General features: G+C 47.7%; 21 protein-coding genes, 3 tRNA genes and 1 pseudogene. 14 read left to right on the top strand and 11 right to left on the bottom strand.

Annotation, left to right across the window (positions count from 1 at the left end; translation table 11 throughout):
- The first annotated feature begins 46 nt into the window (after positions 1 to 46).
- Positions 47 to 1,723, top strand: coding sequence for a L,D-transpeptidase family protein (locus ICL07_RS08755; protein ID WP_188087533.1), 1,677 nt, complete (start codon positions 47 to 49; stop codon positions 1,721 to 1,723).
- A gap of 180 nt (positions 1,724 to 1,903) precedes the next feature.
- Here ICL07_RS08755 and ICL07_RS08750 read toward each other — a convergent pair whose 3' ends face one another.
- Both ICL07_RS08750 and icd read right to left on the bottom strand, forming a co-directional pair.
- A complete protein-coding gene (locus tag ICL07_RS08750; protein WP_188087532.1) occupies positions 1,904 to 3,133 on the bottom strand; it encodes an NADP-dependent isocitrate dehydrogenase in 1,230 nt (409 codons plus the stop codon).
- A gap of 306 nt (positions 3,134 to 3,439) precedes the next feature.
- A complete protein-coding gene (gene icd, locus ICL07_RS08745) occupies positions 3,440 to 4,711 on the bottom strand; it encodes an NADP-dependent isocitrate dehydrogenase (RefSeq protein ID WP_188087531.1) in 1,272 nt (423 codons plus the stop codon).
- A 189-nt stretch (positions 4,712 to 4,900) separates the two neighbouring features.
- Between icd and ICL07_RS08740 the strand changes: the two genes are divergently transcribed.
- The 6 genes from ICL07_RS08740 (at position 4,901) to ICL07_RS08715 (ending at position 9,468) form a co-directional block, all read left to right on the top strand.
- Positions 4,901 to 5,506 (top strand): SGNH/GDSL hydrolase family protein, encoded by a 606-nt coding sequence (locus ICL07_RS08740; RefSeq protein ID WP_223151787.1) that lies wholly within the window; start codon positions 4,901 to 4,903, stop codon positions 5,504 to 5,506.
- 43 nt (positions 5,507 to 5,549) lie between these two features.
- On the top strand, positions 5,550 to 6,218 hold the full coding sequence (locus ICL07_RS08735) for a ferredoxin reductase domain-containing protein (protein ID WP_188087529.1): 669 nt from the start codon (positions 5,550 to 5,552) through the stop codon (positions 6,216 to 6,218).
- Between the two features lie 292 nt (positions 6,219 to 6,510).
- Entirely contained in the window at positions 6,511 to 7,251 is a 741-nt protein-coding gene (locus ICL07_RS08730) for a LiaF transmembrane domain-containing protein (protein WP_188087528.1), read from the top strand.
- A gap of 59 nt (positions 7,252 to 7,310) precedes the next feature.
- Positions 7,311 to 7,664 carry a DUF4288 domain-containing protein gene (locus tag ICL07_RS08725; protein ID WP_188087527.1) on the top strand — a complete coding sequence of 118 codons (354 nt, stop codon included), beginning with the start codon at positions 7,311 to 7,313 and terminating at the stop codon, positions 7,662 to 7,664.
- Between the two features lie 24 nt (positions 7,665 to 7,688).
- Complete coding sequence (locus tag ICL07_RS08720) at positions 7,689 to 8,753, top strand: sensor histidine kinase (RefSeq protein WP_223151786.1); 1,065 nt, start codon at positions 7,689 to 7,691, stop codon at positions 8,751 to 8,753.
- Positions 8,731 to 9,468: a LytR/AlgR family response regulator transcription factor gene (locus ICL07_RS08715; RefSeq protein ID WP_188087526.1), complete on the top strand. Its 738-nt coding sequence runs from the start codon at positions 8,731 to 8,733 to the stop codon at positions 9,466 to 9,468. Before ICL07_RS08720 ends, ICL07_RS08715 begins: the two co-directional genes overlap by 23 nt.
- On the opposite strand, the gene ICL07_RS08710 is transcribed toward ICL07_RS08715, so the two are convergent.
- The 4 genes from ICL07_RS08710 to ICL07_RS08695 form a co-directional block, all read right to left on the bottom strand.
- Positions 9,463 to 9,852 carry a thioesterase family protein gene (locus ICL07_RS08710; RefSeq protein ID WP_188087525.1) on the bottom strand — a complete coding sequence of 130 codons (390 nt, stop codon included), beginning with the start codon at positions 9,850 to 9,852 and terminating at the stop codon, positions 9,463 to 9,465. The two genes, ICL07_RS08715 and ICL07_RS08710, sit on opposite strands and share 6 nt — an antisense overlap.
- Before the next feature lie 39 nt (positions 9,853 to 9,891).
- Entirely contained in the window at positions 9,892 to 12,003 is a 2,112-nt protein-coding gene (locus ICL07_RS08705) for a M48 family metallopeptidase (protein ID WP_188087524.1), read from the bottom strand.
- Between the two features lie 105 nt (positions 12,004 to 12,108).
- Positions 12,109 to 13,980 carry an Nramp family divalent metal transporter gene (locus ICL07_RS08700; RefSeq protein ID WP_188087523.1) on the bottom strand — a complete coding sequence of 624 codons (1,872 nt, stop codon included), beginning with the start codon at positions 13,978 to 13,980 and terminating at the stop codon, positions 12,109 to 12,111.
- A 4-nt stretch (positions 13,981 to 13,984) separates the two neighbouring features.
- The gene (locus tag ICL07_RS08695) at positions 13,985 to 14,644 is read right to left on the bottom strand and encodes a metal-dependent transcriptional regulator (protein WP_188087522.1); all 660 of its coding nucleotides are present in this window, start codon (positions 14,642 to 14,644) and stop codon (positions 13,985 to 13,987) included.
- 129 nt (positions 14,645 to 14,773) lie between these two features.
- Between ICL07_RS08695 and ICL07_RS08690 the strand changes: the two genes are divergently transcribed.
- From ICL07_RS08690 to ICL07_RS32400, 3 genes and pseudogenes are all read left to right on the top strand, one after another.
- Positions 14,774 to 15,724: a hypothetical protein gene (locus ICL07_RS08690; protein ID WP_188087521.1), complete on the top strand. Its 951-nt coding sequence runs from the start codon at positions 14,774 to 14,776 to the stop codon at positions 15,722 to 15,724.
- A gap of 185 nt (positions 15,725 to 15,909) precedes the next feature.
- Positions 15,910 to 16,326 (top strand): annotated as a pseudogene (locus ICL07_RS32405) (DUF1016 N-terminal domain-containing protein); the annotation flags it as partial.
- Positions 16,327 to 16,371: 45 nt separating this feature from the next.
- On the top strand, positions 16,372 to 16,920 hold the full coding sequence (locus ICL07_RS32400) for a PDDEXK nuclease domain-containing protein (protein ID WP_343071036.1): 549 nt from the start codon (positions 16,372 to 16,374) through the stop codon (positions 16,918 to 16,920).
- 83 nt (positions 16,921 to 17,003) lie between these two features.
- Here ICL07_RS32400 and ICL07_RS08680 read toward each other — a convergent pair.
- The 4 genes from ICL07_RS08680 to ICL07_RS08665 all read right to left on the bottom strand — a co-directional run bounded on the left by ICL07_RS08680 (position 17,004) and on the right by ICL07_RS08665 (position 19,656).
- Positions 17,004 to 17,078, bottom strand: a tRNA-Val gene (locus ICL07_RS08680).
- A gap of 33 nt (positions 17,079 to 17,111) precedes the next feature.
- A tRNA-Val gene (locus ICL07_RS08675) sits at positions 17,112 to 17,186 on the bottom strand.
- A gap of 39 nt (positions 17,187 to 17,225) precedes the next feature.
- Positions 17,226 to 17,300 (bottom strand) — tRNA-Val (locus ICL07_RS08670).
- A gap of 202 nt (positions 17,301 to 17,502) precedes the next feature.
- Positions 17,503 to 19,656: a cation:proton antiporter gene (locus ICL07_RS08665; RefSeq protein WP_188087520.1), complete on the bottom strand. Its 2,154-nt coding sequence runs from the start codon at positions 19,654 to 19,656 to the stop codon at positions 17,503 to 17,505.
- Positions 19,657 to 19,826: 170 nt separating this feature from the next.
- Between ICL07_RS08665 and ICL07_RS08660 the strand changes: the two genes are divergently transcribed.
- The 3 genes from ICL07_RS08660 to ICL07_RS08650 are packed head-to-tail and all read left to right on the top strand — an operon-like array spanning position 19,827 to position 21,444.
- Positions 19,827 to 20,135: an ATP-dependent Clp protease adaptor ClpS gene (locus tag ICL07_RS08660; RefSeq protein ID WP_188087519.1), complete on the top strand. Its 309-nt coding sequence runs from the start codon at positions 19,827 to 19,829 to the stop codon at positions 20,133 to 20,135.
- A gap of 3 nt (positions 20,136 to 20,138) precedes the next feature.
- Entirely contained in the window at positions 20,139 to 20,777 is a 639-nt protein-coding gene (gene aat / locus ICL07_RS08655) for a leucyl/phenylalanyl-tRNA--protein transferase (protein ID WP_188087518.1), read from the top strand.
- Positions 20,778 to 20,832: 55 nt separating this feature from the next.
- Complete coding sequence (locus ICL07_RS08650; protein ID WP_188087517.1) at positions 20,833 to 21,444, top strand: DinB family protein; 612 nt, start codon at positions 20,833 to 20,835, stop codon at positions 21,442 to 21,444.
- A 79-nt stretch (positions 21,445 to 21,523) separates the two neighbouring features.
- Here ICL07_RS08650 and mtaB read toward each other — a convergent pair whose 3' ends face one another.
- The gene (gene mtaB, locus ICL07_RS08645) at positions 21,524 to 22,801 is read right to left on the bottom strand and encodes a tRNA (N(6)-L-threonylcarbamoyladenosine(37)-C(2))-methylthiotransferase MtaB (RefSeq protein ID WP_188087516.1); all 1,278 of its coding nucleotides are present in this window, start codon (positions 22,799 to 22,801) and stop codon (positions 21,524 to 21,526) included.
- Between the two features lie 101 nt (positions 22,802 to 22,902).
- Here mtaB and ICL07_RS08640 point away from each other — a divergent pair, with 101 nt between their 5' ends.
- The gene (locus tag ICL07_RS08640; protein WP_188087515.1) at positions 22,903 to 23,352 is read left to right on the top strand and encodes a DUF4258 domain-containing protein; all 450 of its coding nucleotides are present in this window, start codon (positions 22,903 to 22,905) and stop codon (positions 23,350 to 23,352) included.
- Positions 23,353 to 23,414: the final 62 nt, after the last annotated feature.

Here is a 23,414-nt window from a genome sequence, read left to right as displayed (position 1 = left end):
ATTTTTGGCACAGAAATTATATATCTTTACCGATCGAATTACACAGATGAAGTACAAGATTCTTATTTTTAGTTTGTTATGCGGCTCTGGAGTGTGTTTGTTGTTAGCCTGTGGACAAGGAAAGAAGCACGTCGCCCCCAAAAAGAAACAGATTGTCGCCAATATCCGGCAACTGGACGAAGTGGTAAAAGAAAGTGTCAGCGAACGTTTGACCGCCATCCGCGAAAATGAAGGTTTGATGGAAGATAGTCTTCCCGCCTTCCGGCCCCAAGCCCTGCAGGATTTTTACAAGGAAAACGACAATGCCAGCCGATGGTCTAAAGATGGTGTAGCCAATGCGGCTGCAGCCACCATGATAGACGCTGTCCACCAGGCGGAAGACGTTGGCCTGTTACCTGCACATTACCATGAACCGGCGCTGAGCACGGCCTGGCAGCAGTTAAAAAACGATCCTGCCGCGAAAAAAGATGCCGCCTTATGGGCCCGGATGGATGTGATGCTGACCGACGCCTTTATGAGAATGGCCTCTGACCTGCATTTCGGCGCTGCCCCACGGGATAGTGTGACGCTGAAAGCCGACTCCCTGTTTACAGACGCACAACTCACCACTAAGCTGAACCAGGCTTTGCAACAGGGAGAAGTAACCACCATGCTGCATGACCTGGAACCTACACATCCCGGCTACCTGGCGCTGAAAGAAGGTATTCGTTCCTTTAAAGAAAAATATGCGCCGTATCATTGGGATACATTGCCCCTGAATTATACCGATACTGCTGCTTTTCGCCAGTTGGTCATCAACCGGTTGGTGCAAAGCGGTCACCTCGATACTGCCGGAAAAGTAATAGACACCACTTTGCTGAAAACGGGTGTGAAAGCCTTCCAGAAAGAGTTTAACATCTATCCGGATGGCGTAGCCGGTAAAAGAACGGTGATGGCCCTGAACCGCAGCACGCACGACTGGGTGATGCAGGCCGCAGTAAACCTGGACCGCTGGCGTAAACTGCCGGATACATTGCCCAAACAATATATCATGGTTAACCTGCCCGGCTATACGTTGCAGGTGGTAGACAGTGGTGAAGTGAAACTGGAATCCAGGGTGATTGTGGGTACACCGCGTACCCGTACGCCTATTCTTAACTCCTACATGACCAACTTTATGCTGTATCCCTACTGGCGCGTGCCTTACAGCATTGTATTCAAGGAGATGCTGCCGGCTATTAAAAAGAATGTGGGCTATCTGGCGGCTAAAAACCTGGAGGTAATTGATGCTTCCGGCAACGCCGTAGATCCGTCTACGATAGACTGGAGCAAATTGTCCCAGGGCCATTTCCCTTATGTACTGCGGCAGATGGATGGGGTAGATAATTCGCTTGGTATCATGAAATTCAATTTCCGCAACAAATACAGCGTATACCTGCACGATACCAATAACCGCGGGTTGTTCAAAAACTCCATGCGTGCCATGAGCCACGGTTGTGTGCGGGTGCAGCAATGGGACAGCCTGGCGCAGTACCTGGTATCTTCACCGGATACGGCCAACCACAAAGGGGATAGTGTGCGGGCATGGATTGCACGGGAGGAAAAACGGCAGGTAGACCTTACCCGGCGTATCCCGCTTTATTTCCGCTATTTTACGGCAGAAGGCAAAGATGGCAACCTGGTATTTTATGATGATATCTATGGAGAAGATAAGGTGGTGCGAAAACATTTAGGGATTTTTTGATTTACGGATTTTTTGATTTCGTGGATCATCAGCGCGGAGAAGATTTACGATATTGATTTTATTTACCGGATAAAATGAATAAAAAAAACCGAAGCAACAACATTTGCTTCGGTTTTTTTTCGCTCTTATAATTCGCTTTAATGATCCACGAAATCAAAAAATCCGTAAATCAAAAAATCCCTAAATGGAGAGCTTTGCTCTCAATGCTTTGTCCAGCTCTTCCAGGAATTCTTCTGTGTAGAGATAGTGTTTGCCGTGTTCCACTTTATTGCCGTGGATACAAACTGCGAGGTCTTTGGTCATTTTACCGCTTTCTACTGTTTCGATACAAACTGCTTCCAGTGCGTGGGAGAAGTTGATCAGTTCCTGGTTGTTATCCAGTTTACCACGGAATTCCAGGCCGCGTGTCCATGCGAAGATGGAAGCGATCGGGTTGGTGGAAGTAGGTTTACCGGCCTGGTGGTCGCGGTAGTGGCGGGTAACGGTACCGTGAGCGGCTTCTGCTTCCATGGTTTTACCATCAGGAGTAACCAGGGTGGAAGTCATGAGGCCGAGGGAACCGAAGCCTTGTGCAACGGTGTCGGATTGAACGTCGCCGTCGTAGTTTTTACAAGCCCAGACGAAGTTGCCGTTCCATTTCAGGGCAGAAGCAACCATGTCATCGATGAGGCGGTGTTCGTAGGTGAGACCGGCAGCATCGAAGGCAGTTTTGAATTCGTTTTGATAGATTTCTTCAAAAATATCTTTAAAACGGCCATCGTATTTTTTCAGGATGGTGTTTTTGGTGCTCAGGTACAGCGGCCATTTTTTCATCAGGGCCTGGTTGAAACAAGCGCGGGCAAAGCCTTTGATAGATTCGTCGGTGTTGTACATTGCCAGTGCAACGCCATCGCCTTTGAAGTTGTATACTTCATGTTCGATCACTTCACCGTTTTCACCTTCAAATTTGATGGTGAGTTTACCTTTGCCTTTGGTAACGAAATCGGTAGCGCGGTATTGGTCACCGAAAGCGTGACGGCCAATGCAGATAGGAGCAGTCCAGTTAGGCACCAGGCGCGGTACGTTTTTCATCACGATGGGTTCACGGAATACAGTACCATCCAGGATGTTACGGATAGTGCCGTTCGGTGATTTCCACATTTGTTTCAGGTTGAATTCTTTTACGCGGGCTTCATCAGGGGTGATAGTAGCGCATTTGATACCTACGCCAGTTTCGCGGATAGCGTTGGCTGCATCAATAGTTACCTGGTCGTTGGTCGCATCACGGTGTTCCATGCCCAGGTCAAAGTATTTGATTTCTACGTCCAGGTATGGAAGTATCAGTTTGTCCTTAATGAATTTCCAGATGATCCGTGTCATCTCGTCTCCATCCAGCTCTACCACCGGATTAGCTACTTTAATTTTTGACATTACGGTTTTTTTTAAAAAATTAGATTAAAAGCAACAAAACGAACAACTATTCAAGCAAGTCCCTAAAAGGGATAATCACGAAAAATACAAATAGCTGGGAAAATTTCAAAACATTTTCACAGGCTAAGGACGTTAAGTGTTGCAAAAGCGGGCAAAGATATTCTTTAATAACATAAAAAAACAAGCAGGGAAGCAGATCTGCCGTTATTAATTATATTATATAATAACATAATTAATAAGATAGATCTTTGCTTTCCCTGCTTGTTTTAAATTATCTGTAAATATGTTTGCGCGCTAAGCGGGCAATTAGTGTTGCATTTGTTTGATCACTTCATCGGCAAACTCGCTGGTTTTTACCAGGGTAGCGTCGTCCATCAGGTTGTAGAAGTCGATGGTAACGCGTTTGCGGGCGATAGCAGTGCTCAGGCCATGTACAATGATATGGGCAGCTTCTTTCCAGCCCATGTATTCCAGCATCATTACACCGCTCAGGATAACGGAAGATGGGTTCATGGTGTTGGTATTGGCGAAGCGGGGGGCCGTACCGTGTGTAGCTTCAAATACAGCGTGACCGGTAACGTAGTTGATGTTGGCGCCCGGTGCGATACCGATACCACCTACAGCCGCCGCCAGTGCATCAGAGATATAGTCGCCGTTGAGGTTGAGCGTAGCCACTACGGAGTAATCCTGTGGTGCCAGCAGTATCTGTTGCAGGAAGTTATCCGCGATCACATCTTTGATCAGCAGTTTACCTTCTGCCAGTGCAACTTTCAGCTCTTTATTGGCAGCTTCTTCGTTCTGTTCTTTTTTGGTTTTTTCCCACTGTTCCCAGGTGTACACTTTATCACCGAATTCTCTTTCTGCCAGTGCATAGCCCCAGTTTTTGAAACCACCTTCGGTGAATTTCATGATGTTGCCTTTGTGTACGAGGGAAACGGAAGGACGTTTGTGTTCGAGTGCATACAGGATAGCAGCGCGTACCAGTCTCTCTGTACCTTCGATAGACACCGGTTTGATGCCGAGGGAAGAAGTTTCCGGGAAACGGATTTTTTTCACGCCCATTTCATTCTGGAGGAAATTGAGCAGTTTTTCACACTCTGGTGTACCTGTCATATACTCAATGCCGGCATAGATATCTTCCGTATTCTCACGGAAGATGACCATGTCTACTTTCTCCGGATGTTTTACAGGAGAAGGTACTTTGTTGAACCAACGTACAGGCCTTACGCAGGCGTAGAGGTCCAGTTCCTGGCGCATCGCCACGTTGAGCGAGCGGATACCGCCACCTACGGGAGTAGACAAGGGGCCTTTGATAGACACCAGGTATTCCTTCAGTGCGTCCAGGGTTGCCTTAGGCAGCCATTCGCCGGTTTCCTGGAAGGCTTTTTCGCCTGCCAATACTTCTTTCCATTCAATTTTCCGCTCACTACCATAGGCTTTTTCTATAGCTGCGTCAAATACGCGGACACTGGCTTTCCAGATATCCGGACCAATTCCGTCGCCTATAATAAATGGTATGATTGGGTGGGTAGGGACCTGTAACAGGCCGTTGTTCATCGATATTTTTTCTGCCGGCATAAAACGGTTTCTTTATGCGTTACGTAATTGTGTAATCGGGTGCAAAGGTACGGCATTCCGGTTTATGGCAGGTCAATTTTCTCCTTAATTCTATGTGAAAAAGCAGTGGTATATAACTTTTTGTACATGTTAGGATTAATGCTATTTTGCTGTTCATTTTTTTATCAGCATAAAACAGAAAATATCCCGATGGTCCCATATTCATACCTGGCGCTGGGTGACAGCTATACAATCGGTGAAAGTGTAACGGAAACAGAGCGTTTCCCGGTACAGGCAGTGCAATTGCTTCGTAGTAAAGGGATCGCTGTGGATGATCCCAAAATTATCGCCACTACCGGCTGGACTACCGACGAGCTGGAAAAAGGTATCCGGGAAGCCCGTATTACCGGCACTTTCGACCTGGTCACCCTGCTCATCGGGGTCAATAACCAATACCGGGGCCGTAGCCTGGAGGAATACCGGGAGCAGTTTTCCCTGTTGCTGCAGCAGGCCATTGATTTTGCCGGTCATCGTGTAACGCATGTAGTGGTACTGTCTATCCCCGATTGGGGGGTAACACCCTTTGCGGCCGGCAGAGACCAGGCGGCCATTGCCCGGGAAATAGATGCTTTCAACGCTGCCAATAGAGCCATCGCGGCGGCTTCCGGCGCCCATTGGCTGGATATTACACCCTATACCCGCGAAGCTGCACAGGACCCGGCACTGGTGGCGGAAGACGGATTGCATCCTTCGGGGAAAGACTATGCCCGCTGGGCAGCTGACCTCGCCGCACTATCTGCGCAGATACTGCACTGAGCAAAAAATATCCTATATTCATATCAAACTGAAAACCTACACTATGGAAAGCCATATCGTTAAAGTATTATCCATTACTCCTGTCACGCACAATGTAAAACGTTATAAGGTGGAAAAGCCTGAAGGATACACCTTTGTACCCGGTCAGGCTACCGAAGTAGCAGTGAACAAACCCGGCTGGGAAGATGAACGCCGCCCCTTTACCTTCACCGGTCTCAATGAATGGAACCACCTGGAATTCACCATCAAAAGTTATGCAGACCATCACAGTGTAACAGATCTGCTGGGGCATATCAAACCCGGCGACAGCCTCATTATACACGATGTATGGGGCGCTATCCATTATAAGGGAGAAGGTGTCTTTATCGCCGGAGGCGCCGGCGTAACACCCTTTATCGCCATTTTCCGCGACCTGCAACGCAAAGGACAGCTGGGCAACAACAAACTGTTTTTCTCTAACCGCACCTACGCCGACATTATACTTAAAGAAGAATTTGAACAGATGCTGGGTAACAACTTCATTAATACCATTACAAGGGAAGAAGTACCCGGTTATGAGCATCATATTATTGATGAAGCTTATCTCAAACGCAACATCTCCCACTTCAACCAGCATTTTTATATCTGTGGCCCCGATCCAATGGTACAGCAGCTCCGGGAAGTGCTGGAGAAGCTCTCCGGCGAGGCCGACCTGGTAACGGTTGAAATCTAGTTCCAGGCCTGAAGCCCCGGGCTAAGATGTTATTCAGACCTTTTTTATGGTTGACGTAAAACAATTGCCTTATTTCCTGCTTTCAGGGAGATAAAATCGTCATTTCTGCTGCTTCCGGCGCGGTTTTACCGGAGTTTGGGCACCGGGGAATAAAGGAGAAGATATTTTCACCGGTATTTTCCTGCTTTTTACCGGTAAAAGCACATTTTTAGCCTAAAGGCCCTTTCACAGCAGCTGTTGCCGTCCTACTTTTGTATTGTTAAAACATTCCAGCCATGAAAAAAGAAAGACAATGATTAAAGATGACTTTGTCGCCAGAAGAAAAAGAGGCCGCAGTATAGGCGGTGTGATCCTCATCCTGATAGGTACCAGCCTGTTGTTACAGCGGCTCGACCTGGATATCCCCGGCTGGGTTTTCTCCTGGCAGATGATATTGATTGTAGTCGGCCTGGCATTAGGCTTCAAACATAACTTCAGAGGTGGGCCCTGGTTTGCGATGATCGTAGTGGGAGGTATTTTCCTGGCAGGCGAAATTATGCATTGGCCTTATAACACGGCTAAATTTATCTGGCCGGTAGTGTTGATAGCGATTGGTATCACGGCTTTGTTTAAACGGCATAACGAACACCCCTTCACCGATGCCCGGTATTTTGCCAAAGACCGCACCAGCGGCGATATATCGTCAGATATGGATACTATCAACATATCCTCCTGCTTCAGCGGTATGGAGAAGGTAGTCACCTCTAAAAACTTTAAAGGTGGTTATGTATCCAATATATTCGGCGGAACAGACCTGAACCTGATGCAGGCAGATATCAACGGTACGGTAACACTGGAAGTGACCGCTATCTTCGGCGGATGTGAAATTGTAGTACCGGCCAACTGGACCGTGAAAGTAGACATCTCTACCATTATGGGCGGCGTAGAAGAAAAACGACCTGCCGCGCTTTTGGGAAGTATTGATAAAGACAAAGTACTGCTGCTGAAAGGCTCCTGTATTTTCGGTGGAGTGGAAATCAAAAGCTTCGCCTGAAGGGCCATACGGAAACCTTTTCAGCACAGTATCTTATCCAACTTTTTAAATCTTATTGTATGTATTGGTTTGTTGCTAAAGTAGTTTATCAGATCATTTGCGGTAATGGCAGTCATACACCGCAGTTCGATGAACAGTTGAGACTGATCAGCGCTATCTCTAAAAAAGAAGCCTATCAGAAAGCAAGGGAAATCGGGATGCAGGAACAATATGCATTCAAAAACCAACAACAGGAACTGGTACAATGGAAGTTCATCAACGTACCGGAAGTATATACCCTTGATCAACTGACAGACGGCATGGAGCTGTATTCCCGCATAGAGGAGCCGGGAGATCCCAACTCCTATCTCGCCTGGCTGCAGATGAAATCCGCCCAGCTGCAGGGGCAACAATATATTGAAGTGAACGTTTAAAAACGGACATCAAATAAAGCGCTTTTGGCAAAAGAATTATATAAAGGAAACTCCCGGTGGAGTTTCCTCACCTCTTTCCTGATATGGCTGGTATTGTATGGCGCACTGCTGTATTACTGGTTCAACCTCACGCTATGGCAATCTATTTCAGACAGCTCTGTGCATGTGCTGTTGCTGGGCGCTGCCGGTTTCCTGATCAGCCGTAACCTGTCGTACTACCGCCCGGGAGCCGGTATCAACAAGTTCCTGTATGTAACCGTCGTTAGTTCTGTAATGGCCGCGTTGTGGGTTTTCTTTAGTCACTGGCTGCTGGAAACCACTTTCGATACCGACCCGGTATACCTGCATTGGCTGAACAGCGCCATTCCCATTCATTTTATCGTCGGTTGTATGATCATTGCCGGCATCGGTTACCGGAGCCAGTTATGGTATGATAAAGAAGAAGAACAGGGGGAAAGGGAAAGGAGAGAAGCCAATGAAGCCAACGTACGCGAAGCAGAACTGTACAAACTACGGCAACAATTGCAACCCCACTTCCTGTTCAACAGCCTCAACTCTATCAACGCGCTGATTATGATCCGCCCGGAACAGGCGCGGGAAATGGTACTGAAGCTGTCCGACTTCCTCCGCGGCTCCCTGAAACGGGAACATGATCACTGGATCTCGTTGAAAGAAGAACTGCAATACCTGCAGTTATACCTGGACATTGAGAAAGTGCGGTTCGGACATCGTTTATCCACCAACGTTAGTTACGATGAAGCGGCGGAAACCATGTATATGCCGCCTATGCTGTTACAACCGGTAGTAGAAAACGCTATTAAGTTCGGATTGTATGATACCATAGGAGATATTACCATTACCATCAGGGCTTATGTAGAAGAAGGGATGTTGCTGCTGGAAGTGAAGAACCCGTTTGACAACGAACTGCAGCAACCCCATAAAGGCACCGGTTTCGGGCTCACCTCTATCAGAAGACGGCTATACCTGCTGTTTGCGCGGCAGGACCTGCTGGAGACCAGTTCTCAGGAAAATATTTATACCACCCTCATTAAAGTACCACAAACACATGATAAAAGCAGTAATAATTGATGATGAACCGCTGGCGCGTGAAGTGGTAAAGGAATTCCTTACCGGCTACCCGCAGGTACAACTGATGCAGGAATGCAACGATGGATTTGAAGGATTAAAAGCCATTCAGCAACATCAGCCGGATATCATCTTCCTGGATATTCAAATGCCCAAAATCACCGGTTTTGAAATGCTGGAACTGGTGGAAAACATGCCGGCGGTTATTTTTACGACCGCCTTTGAAGAACATGCGCTCCGTGCTTTTGAAGTACATGCGGTGGACTATCTGCTGAAACCTTTTTCCCGCGACCGTTTTGATAAAGCCTTCCAGAAATGGCTGGAGCAACATAACAGCAATGCCGCCGCTACCGCCGCTTTGCTGGAAACCGCGGCGGCTACGCCCATGCAAAACAACCGGGTGGTAATCAAAATCAACGGAAAAATCAAAATCATCCCGGTACAGGATATTCACTACCTGGAAGCAGCAGATGATTATGTGAAGATTGTAACCCAGGAAGGTAGTTTCCTGAAAAATAAAACGATGTCATTTTTTGAACAAACGCTGGACCCGCAACAGTTTACCCGGGTGCACCGTTCGTATATGCTCAATGTGAACCAGGTAACCCGTATTGATCCTTATGAGAAAGAAAACCACCTGGCCATACTGCGTAGCGGGGCCCGGGTATTGGTGAGCAAAACCGGCTATCCCCGGCTGAAAGCGGCATTGGGACTATAATGCCGCAAAGCGGCGCTCCAGCTTTTCTTTGAGTAATATCTTCTGCGCCTGTGTTCCCCTGGCAATCAGCCGGTTCCCACAGTATGCTTCATAACTGCAGATAATTTCATTTCCCTGTAAAGCAGTGATGGTAGCGGTAAAATGTACCTCGCTGCCTTGCAGGGCGGGTGAGAGGTGCTCTACTGTTAAAAGAGTACCGATGCCTTCCTCTGCGTCTGTTTTCATCTCCAGTACAAACATCCGGCAACACCATTCTGCATCCCGTCCCAGCGCAAAGGTGGCGTACACGGGATGTACCTGCCCGCTATCGAAAGCGGCGCAGTCCTCTGCCCGTACGTGACGCGTGAAGTGTTTAACATCGCCGGGCCGGAAGATGGATTGCATAAGCTACGTTTTATCTTCCCAAATTACGCATTTAATCGTTTAGGCGTGCACGGCAGCCTGCGCCTGCTCATACAGCCGCAGCTGCGTTTCCAGCATGGATTTATAGGCTGTTAACTGCAACTGTTGCCAGGACTGGGCCAGTTTGTTAACGATCTGCAGCAGCGCTTCCAGCTCGTATTGCAGGAAGATATTCTGGTTCTCATCAAAGTAGCGGTAACCGGAACTGATAAATGCGGAACACAGTGGAGACAACAATTCGTCGATACTGCTGTCTTGTTGGTCCAGCAGCTGTTGTAGCAATGTTTTCAACCCGGCTTCCTCTTCCTGCAGGAACTGGTCGCGCATCACGCAACGCTGCCCGAGTGAGGTTTCTGTTTCCACCAGTTTGCGCAGGGCTTTGTCCAGGTTGTCCAGTACCTGTTTGCGTTCTTCCTGTTGCAGGTAAATTTCCCTGTATTGCTGCCATGCCTGTTGCAGGCTCTCCCTGTACTGGCCGGCATGTGCGAGAAAGAAATCAAAGGCCTGTTTGTCCAGCAGCTGCAGTTTTTCCTGCTGAATATTCAATTCCGCTTCCAGTTGTGCGATGAGGGTGTAACAATCATCTACACTGTAGCGGTTACCATCAAAATCGAAATGCGTGATGCCGGCATCTTTCATCTGGAAGGCTTTCAGCAGGGCGATATCTTTTTGGTTCCAGCTGATGGATGTCCATAATTGAGCGTTGGCATCGTTGAATAATTCATCGAAGCGGGTGACGGGTGTATGGCCGGAAGGTGTCAGGTCCCGGTCTCTCGGGTCGATGAGGCGTTTGTCGTAGAACCCTTTGTAGGCTTCGGGCAGGCGTCTGTCATCGATACGTTGGTAAACCCACTGCTCAAATTCATCAGCGGAATAGGCAGTGCAGGTTTCTATCGGTGCACGATCGCCATAGATATAGCGGGTAAAGGATTGCTGTAATGTTTCAAACTGCCGGAACAGTTGACCCGCGCTGGTTTCATTCGGTATTGCATTCATATCTGCGGCTTCCATATTGGCTTTGCGTTGTTCCAGCGTAGGGTGACTGGCCCATTGTTCGTCGTAATTGATGCGGGAAGCGCCGAAAGAAGTGAGGAAACCAAAGGTGATATCCGGTAGCCCATTTTTCAGCGGCAGGTTGTATTCATAGGCAATGCCTTTGAAATAGCTGAGCTGATTGTCGTACAGATTAAGGGAATATTGTTTTTTGTCGTTGAGTCTTTCGTTGGCCGCATTTAATGCTGCGTTATAGCAGCTGGAAGCCATTTCTATGCGGGCTAGGGAGGATACCACATTGTTGCCGCCTGCAACACTGGCGGCTATGGTGTCTGCATGGTATTCCATCTCGCGGCTCAGACCCATGTAACTTTTGTTGATAAGCCGGAATATGATTCTCAGGATAGACTGGATACCGGTTGCCACGCCAGCGGCGATATAGGCGAAAATGGCGAGTATCGCATGTACGCTGCCGACAGAACTGATAAACTCACTATAGCCTTCGTTATCATATAGCATATTGTAGATGATATGGTTGGCATTATAGGTGAAGCTGCCCAGTTTCATGCTGCGTTGACTGAAGTGGCCGAATTCGTGCGCCATGACAGCTTTAAACTCGCTCAGGTTGATACAGGTGACCAGGCCAACGCCTATCTCCAGATTTTTACGTACCGGCAAAAACATACTCCAGAAGCTGGAATGATAGAATACGCAGGCATTTACATCGGGAGAGAGGAATATTTTTTTCGGGAAAGGGGTACCGGTGTCCTGGGTCAGCTGACGGATAAACGCAAACAATTCCGGTTGTTCCGCTTCGGTGATTTCTTTCCTGCCTGGTTTATCACTGTCTGTTTGGGCGAAGGCAAATTTGATGAGGAAATAAAGTACGGCAATGCCCAGGAATATCAGTGCCCCGCCCAATATGATGGTGAGCGTGTTAAACAGGGAGATCAGGAATATACCGGCGTAGCCGCAGGCAACCACTAAGAGTACTGCTGCGGCCAGTAAAATAACATAGGTGAAAAGAAATAACAGGATAGCTGCTATTGCTTTCACTGCTTGTCGACGGAAAGCGGGAGTAGGGCGCAATTTCTCCTCAAATACCCGTTCAGGGCCGACGGGGTATAACAATTGAGTCATCGGTTAAATGTGTGGCGTTGGATAAATAGTTACTGTTTATGTCATAATATTATAAATAATCTTTCTAAATAAAATCATTTGGTCGGAACATGATAAGAATATCATTTATTGCACTACCAGTACCGGTACTTTTACGAAGTGACGTACCTGGTTGGCTGTTTCCCCGTAAATCCAGTCTTTGATGCCTTTGTGGCCGTGGCCGCCCAGCACGAGGAAGTCGGCTTGTTCGTGGTTAACGATGCGGGCAATTTCCTTGGCGCGGTGACGGAAGCCCAGCATGCCGCTGGCTTTAATGCCGCGGCTATGCAGCAGTGCGAGGTAGGTGTCCAGTTGTTCCTGGTCCTTGCGGGTTTCAAAATCGTCTGATTCCTTACCGAAATATTTGGCGGAGGCGCTTTCTACGATGTGTATCAACAGGTACTCCGTATGTTCGTTACCGTGAGCAATGGCATTGGAGATGATTTGTTCATCTTTTTTGCTGAATTCCAGCGCCATGGCGATACGTTTGTATTGCGGCTTCTCCAGTTCGCCGAGGGAGACCTGCGGCGTATGTATACCGCCGGTAGTTTCCTGCCGGTAGCGGCTGATCAGCGGATATACCACGGTGATCACCAGCAGTATGATGAAGCCAAGGGAGGCGAGGATGATGATACCGTCTACCCAAACGCTGCCGTTGCCGGAGATGTAACCGATCGCTTCTGTGTACACCATGCGCATATTCAAATATACCAACAAAGCGGTGATGGCCCAGCTGATCACCTTGGTCACCGGTTTGATGGCATATTTGCCCATGGTATGTTTATCGCTCACGAAATGGATCAGGGGGATGATGGCGAAGCCTAACTGCATGCTCAGCAGTACCTGGCTGAATACCAGCAGGGGGCCTACCTGGTTTTCGCCTGAAATAAGGATGACCAGGAAAGCCGGTAAAATGGCCAGCAGCCGTGTTAACAGCCGGCGCAGCCATGGATTGATACGCAGGTGCAGATAACCTTCCATGATGATTTGTCCTGCAAGGGTGCCTGTAACGGTACTGCTTTGTCCGGCTGCGATCAATGCCACCGCAAAGAGTATGGGTGCTAGTTTGCTGCTCAGCAGCTGTTCCAGCAGCTGGTGTGCGTCCTGTATTTCCGCCACGTCAGTCCGGCCGGTTTTAAAGAATACGGCCGCCGCCAGGATCAGGATCGCTGCATTGACCAGGAAGGCCAGGTTGAGCGCGATGGTACTATCGAGGAAATTAAGTTTTAATGCCTGTTTGATACCGGCATCGTCGCGTTTGATTTTACGGGTTTGTACCAGGGCGGAGTGCAGGTACAGGTTATGCGGCATAACGGTAGCGCCGATGATACCGATAGCGATATATAAAGCCGTATTATCCGGGATGGAGGGGATAAAGCCGTGTGCCACCTCCCGCATATCGGGCCTGGCCATTACCAGCTGTACCAGGAAAGAAACGCCCACGATAGCCACCAGGGCTACGATAAAGGCTTCCATTTTCCGGATGCCGTAACGCTGTAATACCAGCAACAGGAAGGTATCCAGCACGGTGAGGCTCACGCCCCATATGAGGGGCAGGCCTGTCAGCAGTTGCAGCCCGATAGCCATTCCCAGCACTTCTGCCAGGTCGGTAGCCGCGATGGCTATTTCGGCGAGGATATACAGCAGGAAGTTGACGCTGCGGGGATAGGTTTCCCGGTTGGCCTGTGCCAGGTCACGGCCGCGTACAATACCCAGCCGGGCGCTGAGGCTTTGCAGCAGCAGTGCCATGAGGTTACTCATCAGCAGCACCCATATCAGTTTATAGCCGTATTGGCTGCCGCCGGCCAGGTCGGTGGCCCAGTTGCCGGGGTCCATATATCCTACGCTGACGAGGTAGGCCGGACCAAAGAAAGCGAAGAGTTTTTTCCACTTTGATTTAGTATTGGTATCGATGCTCTGATGTACCTCACTCAGGGACGTTGCGCGATTGTAGTCCATAGTCTTAAACAGGTCTTACCATGATATTTTTAGCTACCTGTTCACTGATAGTGAGCGCAGGTGCATGTTTTATTTTGATTTCGATGGAGTTATCGTATTCATAATGGGCCAGGATCTCCAGTTGGGTACCGAGTCCGATGCCTTTGGCATTCAGGAATGCCAGCAGGGCGGTGGACTGGTCGGTAACGGCGGTGACGACCAGGCGTTTGGCGTTGGCCTGGTCCAGCGATGTCTGCGGACGAGGTTTAACCATTTTGCCATGTGCGTCGGGGATAGGGTCTCCGTGCGGGTCTACTGTTGGGTTGCCCAGGTATTCGCTGAGGCGGTTGGTCAGTTTTTCGCTGCGTACATGCTCCAGTTCTTCCGCCAGTTCGTGTACTTCTTCCCAGCTGAACGCCAGTTTATCCACCAAAAAACATTCCCACAACCGGTGGCGGCGTACAATCTGCAGGGCTGTTTTACGGCCTTCGGAGCTGAGGGTAATGCCCTGGTATTTTTCGTAGTCTATCAGTTGTTTTTCTTTTAGCTTTTTTGCCATATCCGTTACAGAAGCCGGTTTGGTATCCAGTTCATAGGCCAGAGCGTTGGTGGTGACTGCTGTATCCCCGTCCTGGAGCTTGTATATGGCTTTCACATAGTTCTCTTCCGCAATAGATAAGTTCATATCGTCTAAATTATTATTTAGACAAATCTAAATAATTTTTCTAAACTTTTACCCATCCGGTATGTTTTTTGATTTTAGCTGCGCACATATAAAAACTATATCTAACTTTTCGCCCTGAATCAACTTTGCATGAAGCGTTACCTGTTATTAGTATTGACAATCGGTGCACTGGCAGCCTGTAAATCCAAAAAGAAAACTGGCAGTGGTGCTGATGAGCCAATGACATTTGAAGACTTCCAGGAATTATTCGTTCCGGGAACATTACCGTATAAAATAAATGCTGACACGCTGCAGCTGAAAATAGCCGATTCGCTGGCGGTGGATACCGCAGCGGTGAACCAGTTTTTGACGGACACACTTACCAAAGGAGATTATGGTAAAACAGAAAAAGTGAAGTTGTTCCCGTTGACCCGTATCCAGGGGAACCTGACCAACTACATGGTTATTAAAGCCGTAGGCCGTTCTCAAACTACCGGTTATCTCTGTATGCTCGACAAAAAAGGAAAATACCTGAACCGTTTACGTATAGCCAATACCGGTAGCAGCGATGGGACAGTTACCTACACTTCCATCGATAGTAAAAATGTGATCAAAATCAGCACAGAGAAAAAACTGGGCGCCAATAACGTCTCCCTGAGAGAAGATTTTTATGCGGTAGATAAAACAGGTGCGGTACAGTTGATCATGACTAACTCCAACGGACCTACCACCCCCGGACAGATCTTTAATCCTATCGATACCTTACCGCGTAAGCATAAGTTCTCCGGCGATTACACTGCCGGTGACATGAGCCTGATTTCCATCCGCGATGGGGAAGATGGTAAGACCTTCCAGTTTTTCATCACTTTCTCCAAAGACAACGGCAGCTGTAAAGGTGAGCTGAGTGGAAGAGGACATTATATTGCCGGTAACAGAGGGGAGTATAAAGACAAAGAATCTTCCTGTGGTATTGCTTTCCAGTTTTCCGCAGGCCGTGTGAGTATCCGGGAAACAGGCGGTTGCGGCGCTTACCGCGGCATTAAATGTTTCTTTGAAGGGAACTATGCTAAAAAAGCGGAGAAGAAGAAAAAGAAACCGTAAATATTTAGGGATTTTTTGATTTACGATTTTTTGATTTCGTAGATAGATAAGAGCGAAGACAGAAGTGAATACTTAATCATTCACTTCTGTTTTCGCTTTTTCGTTTGTAGGATAAGGAATCTGAGCGGAGGTTGTCAACAGGAAACCAGATTTTTTCGTGTAAGTTTGATTATAGAATCTAATTCATGCTTAAGAAATCATTTCTCACAGATGTCAGAGATATGCTTTTTGCGGCCAGACAAAGAGCATATGTGGCTATTAATTCCGCGATGGTGGAAGCGTATTGGTTTATTGGTAAACGTATTTTTGAGGAAGAACAGCAAGGAAAAGAAAGAGCCGACTATGGTACATACCTTATAAAAGAGTTGGCAAAACATCTAACAAAAGAGTTTGGAAAGGGATTTGAAGAACGGTAATTACGTCGTATGCGGCAATTTTACCAGACGTTTCCAATTCGGGACGCAGTGCGCCCCGAATTGAGTTGGACGCATTATAGGATATTACTACGGGTTGAAAATCCAACTGCCAGGGACTATTATGTAGCTGAGACAGCCGCGCAATCGTGGAGTACACGCCAACTGGAACGAAATGTTAATACGCTGTATTATGAGCGATTATTATCTACCCAGAATAAAAGAGCCGCCTTAATGGACGAGAAGAACATGGAGAAAGTGTCATCCAGTGACATGATTAAAAATCCATATGTTTTAGAGTTTTTGGGGCTGCAGTGGCCAACGGGATATTCAGAAATTGAAATTGAGTCTGCGATAATCAACAATTTGCAGTCGTTCTTATTGGAATTAGGTAAGGGTTTTTCGTTTGTAGGTCGTCAATACCGTATTAAGACGGATACCAAGGTATTTTACATTGACCTGGTATTTTACAATTATATTCTTAAGTGTTTTGTATTAATTGACTTGAAAATAAACGAACTAACGCATCAGGATATTGGGCAAATGGATATGTATGTCCGAATGTTTGAGGACCTGAAGAAAACAGAAGGGGATAATCCTACAATTGGTATCATACTTTGTGCTGAAAAAGACCATACAATAGTTAAGTATAGCATACTGGAAGAAAATAAACAATTATTTGCATCCAAGTACCGGCTTGTATTGCCAACAGAAGAAGAGCTGAGAGCAGAACTTGAACGGGAAAAACAATTAATCCGGGAACAGATTGCAAAAGAGAAATGATGTATTATGTAAGTGGCCAAAGGTGATTGGTTCACGCATTAAAACAAAAAAGCCACTCAGTAGTACTACTGAATGGCTTTGTGTGGGAGCTACTGGATTCGAACCAGTGACCCTCTGCTTGTAAGGCAGATGCTCTGAACCAGCTGAGCTAAGCTCCCGGAAAAAAGATCTTTTAAGTACGATGAAGTGTGTGGGAGCTACTGGATTCGAACCAGTGACCCTCTGCTTGTAAGGCAGATGCTCTGAACCAGCTGAGCTAAGCTCCCTAAAAAAGATCCTTTAATAAGTCAAAATAACCTGAAGTGTGGGAGCTACTGGATTCGAACCAGTGACCCTCTGCTTGTAAGGCAGATGCTCTGAACCAGCTGAGCTAAGCTCCCTTCTTTCTTTGTTACCGCCGAGCCTTTCGTTCGATGGGATTGCAAAGGTATAAACTATTTTTATTCTACCAAATATTTTTTGAAGTTTTATAAAACAAATCGCCTGAAACCCACTTGTGTAAGTGGTTTCAGGCGATTGAAAAATATTTATCATTCCTGATATGAATGATGAATTGTATACATAATGTACGTTTATGCCCCTTTATTTTTTAGGTCCTTTGAAGATACGTTTGAACGCTTTACCCAGTTTATTCAGGTTGGCCAGCTGTTCCTGTATAGGCGCGAGCGTAAGATCTTCCGGCTGCAATCCTGCTTCCAGGTAATCAATTTCTGTTTGTTCGGGGTATAGCAGAATCACGTTGTTGTCTTTAAAATGACGGCTCATTTTACCCGGAATATTCTCCAGGTACGCGTGATAGGAGAGCGTGCCTTTACGGGCCGTTACCACTACTACCAGGTCGTCGCGGGTGACTTCGCGGGAGAGTATCAGGAAGTCCTCGATCGATTCAAATTGTTTGAAAGTCACTTCCACGCTTAGTTTGGACTGAGTGATAAACGCTTCCGTGATAGACTGCGTTTTGGCGTTGCAGAATACCAACAGTTTGGCGCCGGCTTGTTTGGCGAGCAGGAACATTTTCTGCAGGTAGTGCAGAAAACCTATTTCGTATTCCGTATTCGGTGGTAGTACCAGCACCATTTTTTTAGTAGTGTTGAGCGGGTACAGGAAGTTGCATACATATACGGTTTCCCATACACTTTGTAGTACGTTGTCCATGGTGGTACCGAAGATGTTACCAAAGAGGCGGTCGGTGGTACTGGTTTTGTCTGTCCAGCCCAGGATCACATCGCTGATCATGAGTTCTTTTGCCGCGCGGGCAATACCATCGGATACGTTGAGGTCGATACGGGTAACCACCTGTACGTTACTTTCCGTGGCGGCTGCATGTATCACTGCTTTTTCCATCATTTTATTGGTGAGATGGATTTTATCTCGTGCTTCCTCATTGTCCTGTACAACGGCCAGCGGATAGATAGGCGTAGGTACTTTCGCATCCTTGATCATGACCGCGAAATCGAGCAGCGCTTCAATACGTTCGGGGTTGGAAACCGGTACCAGTATACGTTCGGGCTGATCGGGGAGTTCGGGTTTTTGTTCTGCTTCCTGCAGGGCGAGGCGGCGGCCGGCATTTTCCGTGACGAAAGAGCCTACCAGGCAGGTGATGAGAATGAGTACCACAGTGCCGTTCAGCACGTGTTCATCTACGATGCCCATATTAAAACCGATGAGGATCACCGCGATGGTAGCAGCAGCGTGGGCGCTGCTGAGGCCGAAGATGACGTTACGTTGAGTAGCGCTGTATTTGAAGATCAGCTGCGTAAAGAAAGCGGCAAACCATTTACTGCTAAGGGCCATGAGGGTCAGGGCGCCTGCAATGATCAGCGCTTCCGGTCCTTTGAGCAGCACGCGCAGATCTACCAGCATGCCTACACTGATCAGGAAAAACGGAATAAAGAGGGCATTACCGACGAACTCGATACGGTTCATCAGCGGCGAGGTATGCGGTATCAGCTGGTTGAGGGCCAATCCGGCCAGGAACGCACCGATAATGCCTTCTACGCCGGCCAGTTCCGCGAGGAAAGCCGCTGCGAATACGAGGGCCATCACGAAGATAAAATGGGAGGTTTTATCGTCCTTTATCTTCTTAAAAAACCAACGGCCCAGTACAGGCATCAGCCAAAGGATAATGAGGGCAAAGATGGTCAGGGAAATGCCCAGTTTCACCCAGAAATAGGTGTCGAGGTTCCCAACCTGGGCGCCGGTAATAACTGCCAGTATCAGCAGTACCGCAGTATCGGTGATGATAGTACCGCCTACTGCTACGGTTACGGCTTCGTTTTTGGTGATACCCAGTCTGCTGGCCAGCGGATAGGCTACCAGCGTATGGGTGGCAAACATGCTGGATACCAGCAGGGTAGCCTTGAAGTTAAAATGCAGTACATAGGTACAGACTACAAAACCGAGCAACAAAGGGATAAAGAAAGTCAGGGCGCCGAACACCATACTGCGATAGCGGTTCTTTCGGAACTCCGTCATATCCAGTTCCAGGCCGGCGAGAAACATGATATACAGTAAACCTGCCTTGCCAAACAAATCGATGCTACCCTTTTCAATAATGCCGAAACCGTGCTCCCCAATAGCCATACCGGCCAATATCAATCCGATGATACTGGGGATACGGAATTTGCGGAGGATAATGGGAGCCAGCAGAATGATGAACAGTACCAGTGAAAAAATAGGTACCGGATCTTTCAGGGGCAGATGGGTATCCATCAATAAAACCAAGCTATGAACCATATAACACGTAGTTATTTTGTTTATCGTCTGTTTACCATTTCTATACCGTAAAATGGGGTAGAAACAGCAAATATGAAAATAAACAAATCGTAAATAATCATTTTCTCTGGGTCAAATATGGATAAATTAACGAATAATCCATGTAATTTTGCGTAAAGCTTTGTTTAAAAATGAGCGAAAGAACTAATACACAGGTATTTACAGAAGAATTGGAAGACGTACTCGTGGCAGAAGACGAGCAGTTTCCCTTCAGCCTGGTAGTGTGGAATGATGATGTCAACACTTTTGACTGGGTCATTGCTTCCCTGATCGAAGTATGTGGTCATACCCATCAGCAGGCGGAGCAATGCGCCCTGATTATTCATCATAATGGTAAATACGCTGTCAAAGAAGGCGAATATCACAAACTGCGCCCCATGTGGGAAGCGTTGGTGGAAAGAGGTATCAGCGCTACCATCGAAGAAATGGCGGACCGTTAACCCATGCCCGTTTTCCGTCTCAATAAACGACTGCTTTTTCCTCCGGTACACCTGGCAGAGCCGGATGGCCTGCTGGCCGTAGGCGGCGACCTCTCCGTGGAAAGACTGCTGCTGGCTTACCGATCCGGTATCTTTCCCTGGTTCGATGAACGACCTATACTCTGGTGGAGTCCCGATCCCCGTTTTGTACTGTTTCCGGCCGATCTGAAAGTGTCTGCCAGTATGAAACAGGTACTGCGCCGCAACCAGTTCCGTATCACCTATAACGCCGATTTCCCCGCTGTCATTGCCCGCTGCAGTAATATTACCCGTGCCGGCCAGGACAGCACCTGGATCACCGACGAGATGCAGGCAGCCTATATCCGTTTGCACCAGGCAGGCTATGCCATGTCGGTGGAAAGCTGGCTGAACGACCAGCTGGTAGGCGGTCTGTATGGTATAAAAATAGGTTCCTGCTTCTTTGGCGAGTCCATGTTCTCCGATGTCAGCAACGCTTCCAAAGCGGCCTTTATCACTTTTGTACAGGCTTATGCGGCAGAGCTGACACTGATCGACTGCCAGGTGGAAACGGAACATCTCGCCTCACTGGGCGCAGGTTTCATTTCCCGCGATACTTTCCTGGAGTTGATACAAATGCCCTGATTGTCGTAGCTTTGTGGTGACTCACCGACCCCATTTTCCATCAAAATTTACAGCTATGAAAAAAGTACTTTTGTCTTTGGCCGTAGTACTGTTTTGCAGCTTCACTGTCATGCCGCTGCAGCTTACAAAGTATGATGAAAACAAAGCCCAGTTAATCAACCGCCTGAAAGACTCAAAAAATGATTTATTGAAAGCCGTTGCAGGACTGACGGACGCTCAGCTGGAATTCAGGCCGGCAGCCGATCGCTGGTCTATTATTGATTGTGTGGAACATCTTACCGCCATCGAAAAAGCCATGATAGATGCAGAAAAAAAGCTGGTGGCAGAAGCGCCGGACCCGGAGAAAAAGAAGGCGTTAAAGTATACAGATGAGCAGTTGATCGCAATGGTGGAAGACCGCAGCAAGAAACAGACCTCACCGCCATTTGGGCTGCCCAAACATAACTATGCTGCCCCTGCGGATGCCATCAATGCGTTTGTGGCACAAAGAGATCAGCTGATTGATTATGTCTCCAATACTAAAGACATGTTGCGGGCGCATATTACCAATGATCCCAATTTAGGGATGGTAGATGCCTACCAGTTATTGTTGTTTAATGCCGCTCATACCATGAGACACATCAAACAGATCGATGAAGTGAAGGCGGACCCGGGTTTCCCGAAATAATTGCTGGCATTATCGTTGAATCCTCTCTGTATCTATTTTCAACGTTATGATGTGGAAACCTGTCGCAAAGCTCACGCAATTACCGCAGTTCCCAGTCCACCAGCTGGTTTACCCAGTCCTGGCGGAAATGAGTGGTTACACGGATGTAGTTGTCTGTGTAACCTTCCATCATACCATCTTTATTATGGTTTTCAAACAGCACCTTACGGGTTTCGTTGAGGTGTTGTTCCTGGAAGTACTGTTGTTTTTTGTGGCTGAGATTACGCAGTTGTTTATTGCGTTCGTGGCGCACATTGACCGGCACAACAGGTTTGATATCGAGTGCGGGGGTATTCGGTCTTTCTGAGTAGGTGAATACGTGAAGATAAGACACATCGAGGCTATGGATGAAATCGTAGGTATCCTGGAAGTGAGCATCACTTTCGGCAGGGAAGCCTACGATCACGTCTACCCCGATGGAGCAGTGGGGCATGAACTGTTTGATCAGCGCCACTTTTTCCGCGTACAGTTCGCGGCGGTAGCGGCGGCGCATGAGGCCCAGTATTTCGTTGTTGCCGCTTTGAAGCGGTATATGGAAGTGAGGCATGAATTTGCGGCTGTTGGCTACAAATTCGATGATCTCGTTTGTCAGCAGGTTAGGTTCTATGGAAGAGATGCGGTAACGTTCTATACCTTCCACTTTATCCAGTTCCTGAATGAGTTCGTAAAAAGTTTCTTCTCTTTTTTTACCACCGGTGAGGCCTTTGCCGAAATCGCCCAGGTTTACGCCGGTGAGTACTATTTCCTTTACGCCGTTGGCCGCCAGTTGCATGGCATTTTCCACTACGCTGCTAACACTATCGCTGCGGCTTTTGCCTCTGGCCATGGGGATGGTGCAGAAGGTACAGCTGTAGTCGCAGCCGTCCTGTACTTTCAGGAAGGTGCGGGTACGGTCGTTGACAGAGTAGGAGGCATGGAAGGTGTTGACATCTTCAATGTCGCAGGAGCAGATTTTAGCGCTGTTGCCTTTGGTGAGCGTTTTCAGGTGTTCGGTAATGTTGAACTTTTCTGCCGCGCCCAATACGAGGTCTACCCCTTCAATAGCAGCAATTTCCTCGGGCTTCAGCTGGGCATAACAGCCGGTGATCACCACCATGCTTTCCGGAGCACGCCGCTGGATACGACGTACCAGCTGCCGGCATTCCTTATCGGCATTATCCGTTACAGAGCAGGTGTTGATGACATACACATCTGCCGTATCTTCAAAATCCATCTTAACAAACCCATCCTGTTCCAGTAACCTGCTCAAAGTGGAGGTTTCTGAAAAATTCAGCTTACAGCCGAGTGTATGAAATGCTACTGTTTTAACCTGTTCCATAAAGGATGGCAAAGGTAGGAACTTTTTATGTCATAGTTAGGTAAGTAATTTTAAGTATTTTACACCCGCTTTTCTTAGAAAGTGAGTCCTGTTTATTGAATATGAAATCATTACAAAAGTATCTGCCCGTAATTTTACTGGGATTGTTATTGTTTGCCGGCTGGCATCAGGAGTGGTGGAAAGGAAACAACAAAAAGGCTTCCTCCCCGATTACCGAGAAGCCGGTAGTAACCCCTTCAGGCAGAGCGACGGGGGCCATTGCGGAGGGTACGCTCAACCGGCAGGCCCGCCTGGAGTATACCAGACATGCCATTTGTCGGATGGAATGCCGTCATGTGACCAGAGAAGAGGTGCAGGAAATATTGGCAGAAGGCAGGATTAACCCGGAAAAGTCCAATCCCAATGATCAACCGTGCCCGACCTATGCGCTGGAAGGTTATTCCCATGAAGGACAGCATCTTCGTATTGTATTCGCTCCCTGTGACGCACAACATGCCAAAGTAATCACCTGCATAGACCTGGAAAAAGACTGGAGTTGCAGCTGCGAGTAGGTTTTCACGCAAAGCGCGCGAAGCTTTTTATTTTTTATTAAGAACGCAAAGGAGCGGAGACC

The organism is Chitinophaga qingshengii, assembly GCF_014529935.1.
GTDB lineage: Bacteria > Bacteroidota > Bacteroidia > Chitinophagales > Chitinophagaceae > Chitinophaga > Chitinophaga qingshengii.
Note: the sequence above shows the minus strand (reverse complement) of the source record. Positions and strands in the feature narration are given on the sequence as shown.

What these genes read in the sequence shown, in the direction of transcription:
- ICL07_RS08755 (WP_188087533.1), top strand. Translation starts at nt 47, where the DNA reads ATGAAGTACAAGATTCTTATTTTTAGTTTGTTATGCGGCTCTGGAGTG.
- ICL07_RS08750 (WP_188087532.1), bottom strand. Translation starts at nt 3,133, where the DNA reads ATGTCAAAAATTAAAGTAGCTAATCCGGTGGTAGAGCTGGATGGAGAC.
- icd (WP_188087531.1), bottom strand. Translation starts at nt 4,711, where the DNA reads ATGCCGGCAGAAAAAATATCGATGAACAACGGCCTGTTACAGGTCCCT.
- ICL07_RS08740 (WP_223151787.1), top strand. Translation starts at nt 4,901, where the DNA reads ATGGTCCCATATTCATACCTGGCGCTGGGTGACAGCTATACAATCGGT.
- ICL07_RS08735 (WP_188087529.1), top strand. Translation starts at nt 5,550, where the DNA reads ATGGAAAGCCATATCGTTAAAGTATTATCCATTACTCCTGTCACGCAC.
- ICL07_RS08730 (WP_188087528.1), top strand. Translation starts at nt 6,511, where the DNA reads ATGATTAAAGATGACTTTGTCGCCAGAAGAAAAAGAGGCCGCAGTATA.
- ICL07_RS08725 (WP_188087527.1), top strand. Translation starts at nt 7,311, where the DNA reads ATGTATTGGTTTGTTGCTAAAGTAGTTTATCAGATCATTTGCGGTAAT.
- ICL07_RS08715 (WP_188087526.1), top strand. Translation starts at nt 8,731, where the DNA reads ATGATAAAAGCAGTAATAATTGATGATGAACCGCTGGCGCGTGAAGTG.
- ICL07_RS08710 (WP_188087525.1), bottom strand. Translation starts at nt 9,852, where the DNA reads ATGCAATCCATCTTCCGGCCCGGCGATGTTAAACACTTCACGCGTCAC.
- ICL07_RS08705 (WP_188087524.1), bottom strand. Translation starts at nt 12,003, where the DNA reads ATGACTCAATTGTTATACCCCGTCGGCCCTGAACGGGTATTTGAGGAG.
- ICL07_RS08700 (WP_188087523.1), bottom strand. Translation starts at nt 13,980, where the DNA reads ATGGACTACAATCGCGCAACGTCCCTGAGTGAGGTACATCAGAGCATC.
- ICL07_RS08695 (WP_188087522.1), bottom strand. Translation starts at nt 14,644, where the DNA reads ATGAACTTATCTATTGCGGAAGAGAACTATGTGAAAGCCATATACAAG.
- ICL07_RS08690 (WP_188087521.1), top strand. Translation starts at nt 14,774, where the DNA reads ATGAAGCGTTACCTGTTATTAGTATTGACAATCGGTGCACTGGCAGCC.
- ICL07_RS32400 (WP_343071036.1), top strand. Translation starts at nt 16,372, where the DNA reads ATGGACGAGAAGAACATGGAGAAAGTGTCATCCAGTGACATGATTAAA.
- ICL07_RS08665 (WP_188087520.1), bottom strand. Translation starts at nt 19,656, where the DNA reads ATGGTTCATAGCTTGGTTTTATTGATGGATACCCATCTGCCCCTGAAA.
- ICL07_RS08660 (WP_188087519.1), top strand. Translation starts at nt 19,827, where the DNA reads ATGAGCGAAAGAACTAATACACAGGTATTTACAGAAGAATTGGAAGAC.
- aat (WP_188087518.1), top strand. Translation starts at nt 20,139, where the DNA reads ATGCCCGTTTTCCGTCTCAATAAACGACTGCTTTTTCCTCCGGTACAC.
- ICL07_RS08650 (WP_188087517.1), top strand. Translation starts at nt 20,833, where the DNA reads ATGAAAAAAGTACTTTTGTCTTTGGCCGTAGTACTGTTTTGCAGCTTC.
- mtaB (WP_188087516.1), bottom strand. Translation starts at nt 22,801, where the DNA reads ATGGAACAGGTTAAAACAGTAGCATTTCATACACTCGGCTGTAAGCTG.
- ICL07_RS08640 (WP_188087515.1), top strand. Translation starts at nt 22,903, where the DNA reads ATGAAATCATTACAAAAGTATCTGCCCGTAATTTTACTGGGATTGTTA.